The organism is Algoriphagus vanfongensis DSM 17529 (assembly GCF_000429465.1).
Classification (GTDB): domain Bacteria; phylum Bacteroidota; class Bacteroidia; order Cytophagales; family Cyclobacteriaceae; genus Algoriphagus; species Algoriphagus vanfongensis.
Genome location: NZ_AUBX01000009.1, coordinates 858,805 through 871,606, shown reverse-complemented (window position 1 = coordinate 871,606; position 12,802 = coordinate 858,805). Strand labels below are relative to the sequence as shown.

General features: G+C 37.1%; 12 protein-coding genes and 1 tRNA gene. 8 read left to right on the top strand and 5 right to left on the bottom strand.

What is annotated here, in order from left to right; all coding sequences use genetic code 11:
- Positions 1-117: 117 nt before the first annotated feature.
- Positions 118-366 (bottom strand): DUF7218 family protein, encoded by a 249-nt coding sequence (locus tag G460_RS0105205; protein ID WP_026954369.1) that lies wholly within the window; start codon positions 364-366, stop codon positions 118-120.
- A 534-nt stretch (positions 367-900) separates the two neighbouring features.
- On the opposite strand from G460_RS0105205, the gene G460_RS0105200 reads away from it, so the two are divergent.
- The 8 genes from G460_RS0105200 (at position 901) to G460_RS0105165 (ending at position 9,503) form a co-directional block, all read left to right on the top strand.
- Complete coding sequence (locus G460_RS0105200) at positions 901-1,257, top strand: hypothetical protein (protein WP_026954368.1); 357 nt, start codon at positions 901-903, stop codon at positions 1,255-1,257.
- Entirely contained in the window at positions 1,254-1,559 is a 306-nt protein-coding gene (locus G460_RS23405) for a hypothetical protein (protein ID WP_026954367.1), read from the top strand. Before G460_RS0105200 ends, G460_RS23405 begins: the two co-directional genes overlap by 4 nt.
- 118 nt (positions 1,560-1,677) lie before the next feature.
- On the top strand, positions 1,678-2,394 hold the full coding sequence (locus G460_RS0105190) for a hypothetical protein (protein ID WP_169817497.1): 717 nt from the start codon (positions 1,678-1,680) through the stop codon (positions 2,392-2,394).
- Positions 2,395-2,472: 78 nt separating this feature from the next.
- Positions 2,473-2,904: an Imm40 family immunity protein gene (locus G460_RS0105185; RefSeq protein WP_026954365.1), complete on the top strand. Its 432-nt coding sequence runs from the start codon at positions 2,473-2,475 to the stop codon at positions 2,902-2,904.
- Positions 2,891-3,145, top strand: coding sequence for a hypothetical protein (locus G460_RS0105180; protein ID WP_026954364.1), 255 nt, complete (start codon positions 2,891-2,893; stop codon positions 3,143-3,145). Before G460_RS0105185 ends, G460_RS0105180 begins: the two co-directional genes overlap by 14 nt.
- Before the next feature lie 87 nt (positions 3,146-3,232).
- Complete coding sequence (locus tag G460_RS0105175; RefSeq protein WP_157366863.1) at positions 3,233-3,754, top strand: hypothetical protein; 522 nt, start codon at positions 3,233-3,235, stop codon at positions 3,752-3,754.
- 174 nt (positions 3,755-3,928) lie between these two features.
- Entirely contained in the window at positions 3,929-5,335 is a 1,407-nt protein-coding gene (locus G460_RS21450) for an alpha/beta hydrolase (RefSeq protein ID WP_051315918.1), read from the top strand.
- A gap of 259 nt (positions 5,336-5,594) precedes the next feature.
- Positions 5,595-9,503 (top strand): PAS domain-containing hybrid sensor histidine kinase/response regulator, encoded by a 3,909-nt coding sequence (locus tag G460_RS0105165; protein ID WP_026954362.1) that lies wholly within the window; start codon positions 5,595-5,597, stop codon positions 9,501-9,503.
- A gap of 17 nt (positions 9,504-9,520) precedes the next feature.
- On the opposite strand, the gene G460_RS0105160 is transcribed toward G460_RS0105165, so the two are convergent.
- The 4 genes from G460_RS0105160 to G460_RS0105140 form a co-directional block, all read right to left on the bottom strand.
- Positions 9,521-10,201 carry a LytR/AlgR family response regulator transcription factor gene (locus G460_RS0105160; RefSeq protein WP_245578700.1) on the bottom strand — a complete coding sequence of 227 codons (681 nt, stop codon included), beginning with the start codon at positions 10,199-10,201 and terminating at the stop codon, positions 9,521-9,523.
- Between the two features lie 367 nt (positions 10,202-10,568).
- Positions 10,569-10,979, bottom strand: coding sequence for a hypothetical protein (locus tag G460_RS0105150; protein WP_157366862.1), 411 nt, complete (start codon positions 10,977-10,979; stop codon positions 10,569-10,571).
- Positions 10,980-11,669: 690 nt separating this feature from the next.
- Entirely contained in the window at positions 11,670-12,119 is a 450-nt protein-coding gene (locus tag G460_RS0105145) for a hypothetical protein (protein WP_035463860.1), read from the bottom strand.
- A gap of 600 nt (positions 12,120-12,719) precedes the next feature.
- A tRNA-Arg gene (locus tag G460_RS0105140) sits at positions 12,720-12,793 on the bottom strand.
- Between the last annotated feature and the right edge of the window lie 9 nt (positions 12,794-12,802).

The following is a 12,802-nucleotide window of genomic DNA, read 5'->3' as shown; positions in this document are numbered from 1 at the left end:
TCTGAAGTCCCGGAAGACTTTGCTTTTGCTCTTTAAATTCAGTTGGTTTTTTCATGGTTATGATGCTTGTGGTTTTAAACTTTTACCGGTTATCGAATTTGAGATTTCCTCTTCTTGCTAAGAGTTTCTTAGTGCGTGGATCAATTCTTCCTTATTCATTTTGCTTCTGCCTTCGATTCCAACTTCCTTGGCTTTGTCATACAGCTGCTTCTTGCTGCGATCTTCGTACTGTTCAGCTTTGCCTCCTTTTTTACCCGAGTTGGGGTCATTAGCGATACGAGCAGCTTTTTGTTTGCTCATTCCTTGCTCTCGTAGGGCCTCGTATTGTTCATCATTTTTGATGCTTGGGCCATGGTTCTTTGTCATGATTTTGTGGTTTAAAGAGTTACATATTGGTTGATACTATTCCTCAATAGAAGGGGAGACCCCTTGGCTATTGGCAGTGGTCATTATTCTTTCAAATAGAAAGCCAAGAGATGGTTGACTTAAACATGCAATGACCTCTCAAGCTATTCTGAAAGAGAGAGGTTTGGTATTAAAATTACTTTGGGTCAGGATATCCGAGCTCTCTATAAGGTGACTCTGGTAATGCTTGAGGATATTTAGGAAGGGAAGAGGAACCTACTCCCCGACGCTAGTCTGGAGTCTTGAACATTCTAAGCACAAGAAAAGTGGGATAGGCTTTACCGGTCAGGATTGTTTTAGAATGACTAGCGGCAAAAAGATGTCTCTCCACCTACTTTTCAATTCAAACATAAATATTCAAAGCCAGCTTGAATGGATCGACGAAATTCTTAATTTGGCGTAAACTACCTCCGAAAGCCCTGTGGACAATGCGGATATAAACGCAATAGGAAGCTAGGACTTGGGTTTATTGAGGTGTTGTGTACTATTTTAAAAATGACCGAACTATCCGAAAAAATATATTATGCGGACCAAACTATTCTGGACAGAATTAAATCAGAATTTGAGCTTATAGACCGAAAAGATTGGTATCGACTTTATCGGAATAAGAAGGACAATTCGTATTGGCGACTTGATGAATGGGACAAGTATCAAGAACAGTTTTTTGTTCGACTCAACTCATTTGAAAATTGGTCAACTTATGACGACAAGGAATTGAGAATGGGGTTGCTGAAACAGCATCGAGGAACAACAGACCAAATATGCACTTGGAACGACTGTGATAGGAAAACTTTGACTGATATGGCACTTTGTGAATTTCACGCCTACACCGAAATGGGATTGAGAAAATGACATTCGAAGAATTCAGAGAAGACATAGAACGTAAACTCCATTCAATAGCTGAATTTGAACTGCAAGAATTTCACTACGAGCCTCACAGTTTCGAAAATGGAATTCTTGCCTATCGAATAAAAGGACAAAATCACAAGTTTGTGTTTGACGGCAGAGAGAACGAGTTGACTTGGTTGGTTAGTAAACCACACCAGAAATATTTTGGGGCAACATTCAAGGAACTTTTAAAAATGAACGGACTCGAATTAGACTCGGACATAATAGAAAAAGAAATAAAAAATAGTACACAACAACGCATATAGCTTATGGCGGGTGAACGGCTACCAGCGAGGTTTTCTCTCCGTAGCTAAGTTCAGTTTAGTCGGACAGGAAAGTGCTTCGAAACCGCCACAAGCCATATGCAAACCGTTGTGCTTAATTATGACCAATATGAACACTAACCCTTTAAGACCATCGAAAGAAGAGATCATATGGCGATATATTGGCCTGGATAAACTAATTGATTTATTAATTACTAAAACATTGAAATTCACAGTAGTGTCAATAGCATCTGACAAAAATGAATTGCAATGGATTTTGAAATCACTTAAAGATTCTCCTGAATATGATAAACACAATGAAGGTGCTTCATTTCATATAAATTGGCTCAGAAACACAACATATATTAGTTGTTGGACTATGAAAGAAACCGAATCTAGATCGCTTTGGGCAACATATCTTGGATTTGATAAAATTGGTGTAGCTATTAAATCTACGGTTGGCAATTTTATCGACTCTTTGAATTGGAATAATTACGGATTCGATTACAGAATTGTTGATTATAGGAATAATTTCAACTTCGAAGAAATCCAAAGTAATATAATTGTGACCAATACTAAAAACACCGCTTATAAAGAGGAATCAGAAATAAGGTTTTATGTAACTCATAAGGATTTAATTAACTACGATAAATTAGTTATTAATGATAATCCAAAGGATAAAGTAATCTCATTTGAGGTTGATTTGTCCCATTTGATTCAAGAATTAATGATTTCACCCTACTGCGCAAAATGGCAAAGAGATAACATTATTCGTTTGGTGGAAAAATATCAACCAAACTTAACAAACAAAATATCTGAATCAACTATCTACGAATAAAACTAAGCACAACAACACCTATACGCAATACCCTTCGGGATACTGAGCATAGCCAAACCGTTGTGGTGCATTTGAAAAATGACGGAAACCAAAGAAAAATATCTACCGACCGAAATCTTGCAAAAGGCAATTGTGAGCGGGAGAGAATATGGTTGGAAACGAACAGATTTTCGACTTGTGATTGATAAAGCCATTGAAGTCGGACTTACAATTATTGGCGGACAAGTTCAATTCAAACTACCTGACGGCACTTGTGAACTCTATTGGCAAAAGTACGACACAGCAGAAAGAAAACCAGGTGAAAATTGGGATGACTACTGCCAGCGGACTAAAAGAGAATGCTTGAGACAATTTGAAAAATTTCCTACTGATAGCGAATTAGTGAAAGAGGGAATCGAATGCTTTGACTTTTTGAAAGAGAAGAGTAAAACTGAGTTGAATTTAAAAGACTACCTGATTTTCATTTTGTATTTCAATGATTCAGAATCAAGCTTAAATGACAGAGTTTAAAGGTGAAAATCTAACAACAGAAGATGCATTTTGGGTAATGTGGTATTTCCTTCAAGAGCATTATGAACTCTCAAATAATACGTTTGACGTTAGTGATATTCTAAGTGCTTCTGAACCAATGGATTGGGACGAAAGTGGAATAAAACGACCTGCTGATAATGGAATGATTGATTTTTGGAATGAAGCCTTGGAGAAATATAGAAAACAAGGAAAGCCAGATTGGAAAAAATTAAAGAAATAAAAAACGACACCACAACAACTATACACAATGCCCTTCGGGACAATGCGCATAGCTAAATAGTTAGGCAATATTTAAAACAAGAACGAAATGTCAATGACCCAAGTAGCTTTTCTTAAAAAGTCAGATATACCAACCAGAACCGAAATTGAAGCGACAATTCAGGGACTTGGTTATGACTTTAAAATCTTGGACGACTCTGAAAATATCACAGAACTTGACGGACTTTCTTGTTCAATAAACGGACACGAAACATTCTTTGAAACCTATTTTGAGCAGCCATCGGAAATTACCAAAGACTGTGAGTGGGTAAAACCTGACTTAACAAATCAGGACACAGCGATATCGTTCATTTGGGGAGCGGACTTTGCAGCAGGTGCTTGCATTGGACTTATTTCAATTGTCCTTATTGACAAAGGACAAGCACTTGTTTATTATTTGGATGATGAAATGAAATACTCAAGAGAAATGCTTATTGCCGACACGCCTCAGTTCTTGAACGAGCTTGCAAAGCAAAATAGAGCACCAAGTTCTACTGACAAAAAATCGACAAAGAATGTGAAAACCGAGAAAAACAGCTTTTGGGACAAACTAAAAGACTTGTTTAAATAAATAAAAACGTTGCACAACAAAACCTAAGCTTCAGGCTGGCTGACGGCTTGCCGTAAGGTTTTTGCATATCTGTTATCTTCGGTCACAGCCGACAGTTTAGCGTTTGTAAAATCCGTCCGGAAGCTCAGACAAGCTGTTGCATTCAAGTAAAAAAAGAAAAATAATATTTATAAAATGCTAAAAGACAAACTTGTAACTTTAATACTATTTTTTTTATATACAATAAGTGCAAACGCACAATTTGCAAAATGTACAGATTGCGATGATTTTAATGAATTTAAATCCTCACTTTGTACTATTGAAAAAGTTCCTTTAAGCTATTTACCTAATAATACTGATTCCATTGAGTTATTTATCAGGAAATTTCCCGCACTGAAGAATAGAGAAGGCTCTATTTGGTTAATTGCGGGAGGTCCTGGAGAATCAGGAGCAAGTTTGTACCCCTTGGTGGATTTATTTTCAAAGACTTTTCCTCATTTAGACATCTTTATTCCAGATCATAGAGGGACTGGTTTGTCGAGTAAAATATGCCCAAATGAAGAAGCTTTAGATTCTCCAAGCGGAATTGCACTTGCAAATGATGAATGGGGACCTTGTTTTAACCATATGTATAGCAATACAGCTTATGTACAGGATTTTTCAATCACGAATGCGGCAAATGACCTGAGTTTACTTATTGATAATTTCAGCGGAACTGGAAATCGGTATGTATATGGTGTTTCATACGGAACCCAATTGGTCATGCGTCTACTACAATTGGAAACTACAAAGCTAGATGGCGTCATATTAGATTCGCTTATTCCACTTCAAGATGATGAGGAGAATGATTTAAGCCATAGGTCTTTTGTAGTGAATGATATTGGGAATTCAGTATTGGACTATTATGACACAAAACTTGGTGATGAAGAAGCACCTTTAGCTCCTAGACTAGCAGGTATTATACACAGGGCAAAGAATGATGATGTTTTTTCTAAAAATTTACCACAACAAGACTTGTCTATACTTTTAGGGATGTTTCTGGATGTGCCAAAAATAAGAGAGCAAATTCCTGCAATTATAAAGGGATTAGAGATGGAGAATTTTGAACCTTTAAATAATGCCATCAATGAAATCACAGAGTTTTATTCAACTTATAGTAAGTATAATACTTCGTCAAGTTCAATTCCTTTAGTTCAAGTAATATCATCCTCTGAAAATAACCTAAGACCCGAACTGAAAAAGAATGAAGTACTTGAAGAATCAGAAGGTCTATTGTTCTCAAGCCCTTTAGCAAGCTTGCTTGCTGAAAATTCTATGCCTACCTATCCAAGAGATATTTATTTCAATGGCGTTCCTAGACAAATGCCTCCAACTTTGATTTTACATGGTACTTTAGATCCTAAAACTCATTTGTCTGGTGCGATTAAACATTATAATAAACTACCAAATAAAAATTCCGTGATTTTTTCAAAAATAAAGGATGCGCCTCATTTCATAGCATTATTTGCACCTCATCGCTTTAGTGAGCTAGCATTCAAGTTTATAAGTGGAGAAGAAATTGGAAATGATTTGATTGTTGATGAAGATACAGAATTAAGGTAATCAATTCTCTTTTGAAACCACCCCTGCAGTAAGGATGTATGTAAGAAAGGTTTATTTGTTTTATTGGAATTAGACAAACATGCCGCTTGAAGTGTATGATTAAGGTTTATTTCAAACACAACGAATACTACTCTGCTTTTTTGCGGTACTATTTTTAGGTGCATGATTCTTTTTAATTTATGTGTAATGAGGTATTTTGACCTTTACGTGAGGCACTAGCCTTTATAAATTATCAAGAAGACTCTGAAAAATGGAAAGTATGAATCACGTATTTGGAGATGATTCTAGATTGAAATACCTCGAATCTTTACAGATTTTCAATGCGAGTTTGGATTTGGAGATGGAGGGTATAGCCAAGCTTTCTATTCTAATTTCTGGAGCTTCTTCAGCATTGATCTATTTTTTCGACCTTGATAAGATTTGGATAAAATCGCAGGTAGGCAAGGACCTTCGTATAACATCAGCGGATTTAGCTTCTACTTTTTTGGCTCTTCAGGATTCTGATTTGCTTCTTTTATCCCCTGACGAACAAAGCTTTGGGGCCACTTTAAGAAAAAAGGGGTATGATTTTTTTGCTGCATTGCCAATTAGAGATAATCAGGGGAATCTACTGGGTGCTCTGGCGATAGTGGATTTGGATTCAAAAACACTAGACGAGGAACAAATCAATGGTTTGATGATTCTCGCTGGGGGAGTGAAAAGTATGCTTCGTGATCGCAAAATCAATTTGGAGCTAAATCACTACGAAAAGCTATTTCAATTTTCCTCTGATCTCGTTTGTATAGCCGGTACAGATGGGTTTTTTAAAAAAGTCAGCCCATCTTTTCATAAAATTCTAGGCTGGGATAAAGACACGCTGTTGAACAGGTCTTTTTTTGAATTAATTCATCCTGATGATATAGATAAAACTGCTAGTGAAATAGAGAAGTTGTCGAATGGGATTCCCACCATCAACTTCACCCATAGATTTAGCTCTGCAAATGGTCCTTATCGGGTGCTGCAATGGATGGCCTCTCCAGAACCCGAAACGGGTAGTATTTTCGCCATTGGAAGAGATATTACAGAGGATAAGGAGAGAGAATTAAAGCTCATTGAAAGTGAAGAAAAGTTGAGGGTATTTTTCGAAAACTCTCAGGGACTGATGTGTACCCATGATCAAAATGGGAATTTTCTTACTGTCAATTTATCGGGAGCGGAGATATTAGGTTATACAGTGAGTGAAATCACTTCTATGAGCCTCTATGATATTATTCCTGAAGAAAAGATAGGGGAACTGGAAAACTACCTGAAAAGCATTGTAGCAAAAGGCTATGCTAAAGGTCAGTTGCTTACCAAACATAAGGACGGTTCAGAACGAATATGGCTCTTCAACAACGTTTTGGAAAAAAGTAAGATTGATGACTCCATCTATGTAATTGGGAATGCAATAGATATCACCTCCAGGTCTGAGCTTCAGGAAGATTTGAGGGAAACCAAGCAGCTACTCGAAGAAACGGGCAAGGTGGCTAAAGTAGGAGGCTGGAGCGTAGACCTGATCAAACAGACTATCCAATGGACACCCGTCACCAAATCAATTCATGAGGTAGACCAAGATTTTGTGCCAGATTTAGTCTCTGGTATCAATTTTTATAAGGAAGGAGAAAGCAGAGATAAAATTTCCGAAGCATTACAGAATGCCATCAATAAAGGAGAGCCATGGGATCTGGAATTGCAACTTATTACCCAAAAAGGTAAGGAGTTGTGGGTACGGGCCATTGGGCACCCCGAATTTACTGAAGGGAAATGTACTCGTGTATTCGGTACATTTCAGGACATAGATGAAAGAAAGAAAATTGAACTGGAGCTGATCAATGAAAAAAGTAGGCTTTCAGCATTTGTGACACATACACCTGCGGCGGTGGCCATGCTGGATAAGGAAATGAAATATCTGGCTGTAAGTAATAGGTGGAAGGATGAGTATAAGCTAAATGGAAGGGAGATTATTGGTGAATCACACTATGATGTTTTTGCGGATAGCATGACTGAAAGTGCAAAGGAAAGATACCAACGGGTGCTAAGCGGAACGATAGAGAAAAAGGAAGAAGAACTATTCACCATCAAAGGTTATGAGCATGAACAATATGTGACCTGGGAAATGCGACCTTGGTTTCTACACAGTGGCGAAATAGGTGGAATGATGATTTTTACCCAGAATATTACTTCTCTGATAAATCAACGGGAAGAATTGAAATTGGCGAAGAGTCAGGCTGAGGAAGCAAGCAAAGCCAAGTCTGAATTTTTGGCCAACATGAGTCATGAAATACGAACACCACTCAATGGCGTGATTGGTTTTACTGACTTGGTTTTGAAGACGAAATTGAATGAAACGCAGCATCAATACCTGTCTATTGTCAGCCAATCCGGAAATGCCCTACTGAGTATCATTAATGATATTTTGGATTTTTCTAAAATAGAAGCGGGTAAGCTAGAACTTGATATTCATAAGACTGATCTCTATGAAATGTGCGCCCAGGCCACAGATATTATTACCTACCAAATCCAGAACAAGGGGCTAGAAATGCTGCTTCATATTGAAAGCGATCTACCTAGGTTTATTCATGCAGATTCAGTTAGACTGAAACAGGTGTTGGTCAATCTCTTGGGAAATGCATCAAAATTCACCGAAAAAGGCGAAATCGAATTAAAAGTCGAAAGTCTGGAATCTACTGGGGCAAAGAAGAGATTTAGATTTTCAGTGAGGGATACCGGTATTGGTATTCATCCGGAGAAGCAAAAAAAGATTTTTGATGCCTTCTCTCAGGAAGACAGTTCCACTACCAAGAAATACGGAGGGACAGGACTGGGATTGACTATTTCAAATCGCCTATTGGGATTAATGGATAGCAACTTGCAATTGGTTTCCAAAATCGGCCAAGGGAGTACCTTCTTTTTTGAAGTGACCTTCGAAACTGAAATGGGGGAACCTATTGAATGGTATAATATAGATGAAATCAAGAATGTATTAGTCGTAGATGACAATGAAAACAACAGGCTGATTGTTAGCCAGATGCTTTTGCTGAAAAACATTCAAGCTAGCGAGGCTACCAACGGACTTGAAGCCTTGCAGATTTTGTCCACAGGTGCGCAGTTTGATGTAATAATAATGGATTATCATATGCCATTTATGAATGGTTTGGAAACTATCGCAAAGATCAAAGAAAACTTTTTGGAAGATCTAAGCGAAATGCCTGTAATTCTGCTTCAAAGTTCATCCGATGATCAAAAAATACTTCAAGTCTGCAACGAGCTGGGGGTGAAGCATAGATTGATAAAACCTGTCAAGCTTCAAGATTTTTATTATACACTTTCACGCCTGCGAACCATTGAGGAGCAGAAAGTAAGTACCATAGAGAATGCTCTAGAGCAGCAGCATGCGAAGCACAAAATTCTAATTGCTGAGGACAATTTGGTCAATATGCTTCTTGCGGAGACAATTATTAAACGGTCTTTTCCAAATGCGATATTGATCAAATCAGCGAATGGTCTGGAAGCTTTGGAATATTGTAAAAAGGAGATGCCGGATATCATTCTGATGGACTTGCAAATGCCTGAAATGAACGGCTACGAAGCCACTAAGAAAATTCGGGCTCTGGGTCAAGAAAGCCAAGTGCCTATCGTGGCGCTCACTGCCGGTAATGTAAAGGGGGAACGAGAGAAGTGTTTGGAAGCCGGTATGGATGATTTTGTTGTAAAACCAGTCGTTGAAAGCACTTTGCAGGAAGTGTTTAAAAAGTGGTTGATAAATCCGTCCGATAGTGATTCCCTGACTAATGAAGATATTTCAGAAAATCACTATTCAAAAAGTACTTTGATTAATTATACTGATAATAACAAGGAGGTATTAGCAGGGATTTTGGAAACAGTAAAATCTGAGTTAAATAACTCACTAAATGATTTAACTGAGAAGATCGCAAAAGAGGATTTGAATGGTGTGAATGAAGCAGGACATAAATTATATGGAACTGCCGTGTCATCTGGTATGGCTATTCTTGCTAAGATAGCTGCCGATTTTGAGCAGCTTTCCATTTTTGATGAAATCTTACTCCAGCAAAAATTAGAGCAGGTAAGAATTGAGATCGGTTTATTACTTAGAGAAGTTGAATTGCAAATTCAAAGTTTAAAGAGTTAATACCTGCCAATAGAGTTTTAAATCAAGTTAAGTTTACTCATGAGTTCAGCTCGCCTTGATCTGCTGATAGGAATCACAGATTTTTTTATTAAAACGGTATTGTCCTGGATATCGATGATTTTACGGAGGTTTATGACGTAGGATCTATGAACCTGGAAAAATGAGCCCGATGGCATTTTCTCAAAAATCTTGGAGAGTGTACTATGAACTTTATATTCCTTATCGTCCATCTTGATGATAGCGTAATCACCCTGAGCCTCAATTAAATTAACTTCATTTGCATTTAGTTTAATCAACCGTTTATCGATATTGATATAGAATAGGTTTTTATCCCCATTTTCTGGTTCAGCATGTGTGATCACTTTATCTTCTGAGCTATGGAGTTTGTATACTTTATTGATTGCCTTTTTTAATCGCACAGGATCAATTGGTTTACTCAGAAAATCAATAATACTTTCATACTCAAAAGCATGTATTGCGGAATTTTTGTCTGTTGTTGTTAAGATGATGTGGGGTGGCTTTTTCAAAGTCTGAATAAAGTCGAACCCACTAAATCCAGGCATATGGATGTCTAAAAATATTAAATCTACCTCTTTTTTATTTAGGAATCTAAATGCATCTAAGGCATTAGAGAATGCACCTGAGACCTTCAAATCAGGCTCCTTTTCACATAAAAAAGTTAAAACTTCTCTTGACACACTTTCGTCGTCAATGATTATGCAATTCATAGCTAACAATCCATTTCAGGAATGAATTTAAGTATATTACTTATGATTTCCTGAAATTCAGATTGATATTTTAAGTTGCCGGACATCAATGCTACTTCGTGTTTCTCGGCTAACCGTAAGGACTCCCTCATCTGAAAAAATGCAATTTTATGCTTGATCTTGTGAACACTCTCTGAAGCCCAATAGTAATTTTTCTTACTAATAGCAGTTTGATATACGGTATATTCTACTGGGAGCTCTTCAAGCAAAAGTTTGAAGATTCTCAATTCGAAATTTCTATTGCCATTGGACAATTCTTTCAGATATTTTAAAGAAGGAGTCTCCATCATTGAAATTTTCAAACTGGGATTTTTAAGTCTTTCGGATTGTAAATTGTTTTTTTTGAAATGGCGAGAGTGAATTCACTTTTTGTCTCAACCAAATTATCCTGTGCATTTTCCAGACTTCCTTGTAGAGCTCTCTTTGCTATAAGTGCAAAAGTCCAGGATTTTGGATTTTTGATGTGCACAATATGAATTTCATCATTTGAGTCATTAGGGAAATCGAATATTCGCCTGATGAAATCATAAAAAATTTGCCTAAGCTCCTGCAAATCGCCTTTGATTAAGGGTAGGGTGTTGTCAAGTTTAAAATTGGCTTGCCCCTCAAAACCATCAATTATCCCTTTGATCAAATCATAGCTATCTATTATTTGATCTAGTTCATTAGCCTCATTTTTGGTGACAATCAGATCTGTTGGCTTTAACATATGCTTGACTTTTGGGTTGTTGATTTGATGGGGCAAGCCTGGGGTGAACAAACAACTTACTCTCCTCGCTACAGTGACAAATGCATTTTATGGATTCCCTTGTTTCTCATTTATTTCAAATTTCCTAGCTGTAAAGCCCACTAACTGACCTTTACTAAGCTTCTTCTCAACAAATGTCTTTTTTATAAGAGAAAAAAAATTGGTTTTAAGATCAGCAGAATTTGCCTATAGACGAATGGTAATCATGTATCGATGAATGGATTCCGGACCTGGGGAAGTTTGGGGGAGTAATTATCAAACTGTTTACAACTCGCTATGATCGCGCGGGTGAGCTTTTTTGGATTGAGATGTAGGCAGTTCAAGGGTTTACCTAGTCTGCCAAGTCATGTGTTAAGTGTAAGACAATCTTTCTGCAGGCTGAATAAAATCTTTTCAAGATCATTCATTCCTGCTAGCAAGAAGAATTTTATGAATGAATGGAAGTGTTGATTTTGCTATGGACTTGAGATTTAAGTGATAGTTGCTTCTGTTGGTTAAGTCTAAGCTATCTCTCTTAAGTGGCTTAGTGGGTAATGGGGATTACACTTATCACCAAATTGAAAATCACTCGATATGTCGGAAATTTAAATGAAAGCAGAGAAAGCGTAGTCGAGTGAGGAAGAGCTTGGGTTGGGTTTTTGACAAAAAAAGTCAGATTGTCTTCTTTAGCTTTTCAATGATTTTTAAAAGTGATTCCCGGTTTTTAGCTTCATGGTAGAATTTGGGGAGTTTCTCCAGTAGGGTGTAGTGTTGACGATCTTTATGCTCTCTCAGGTCAGCGGCTATGTATTGTCTTAGGTATTCTAAGTGTGCTTCATTGTAAGCCCAGAAAATATCGTTTTTGAACCGGTGTTGTAGCCACAACTCTGCGCCGAAATAATGATCTGCAGAAGCTCTCCAATGGGCTTTGTTTCCATGAAAAGATATTTCCGTTGATACTTCTTTATTCTGTCCGCAACTAGGGCAATAAACTCTGGCCAAATTCGCTTCATAGGAAACCTTTGAGTTTGCTTTTTTGGAGCAATTAGGGCATTGAATCAAAACTTCAGTTTGAAATTCTGTGATGCGTAAGTTTTGATCTTGAAATCGATTTTCGGACATAGTATGAAGTCATCTTCTCAATGAACACTTTCGAATGAGTCTAAAATAAAGCTACCTAGAATTAGAGCAAAATAGGTTAGAATGCTCTCTGTTTTTAGACTTGTATCACACGGTTCTTGAGAGGTACTTCAGGACAACTTAGATAGCTATTCGAATGTTTGAAGAATTTCAAAAGATTATGGGGTTTTTAGCTGACACATCGCTGTAATCTCTTGACAAAGTGTTTGCTTTTAGATTAATAAAACACTAAAAACAAGTTCTAAATCACAAGATGTTCACGTATTGAACTTTTCGATAATCAATTAACTATACAGGTTTCAGTGCGTCTTTTTTTTGAAATTTAATGACTACACGAATGACGCACTTTGATTATTGGTATTTGTGTAAATTTTGGTGGTTTGACCAAAAAAAAACCTGTAAAGAAAATCTTTACAGGTTTTGAATATAATTGTTGATATCTCGATTCCGTTTATCTGTATTTCGCTGAAAAACAGGCAATTAGGAGTGTTTCTAAGAGTTTGATTATACATTTTTAACGTGAAAAATATATAAAGTAAACTCTTTACCAACAGGTTACTAGTCTGAAGACTAGTCACTTAGTGCACTCGGAAGGATTCGAACCCTCAACCCTCGGAGCCGAAATCCGATATTCTATCCAGTTGAACTACGAGTGCCATTATTGC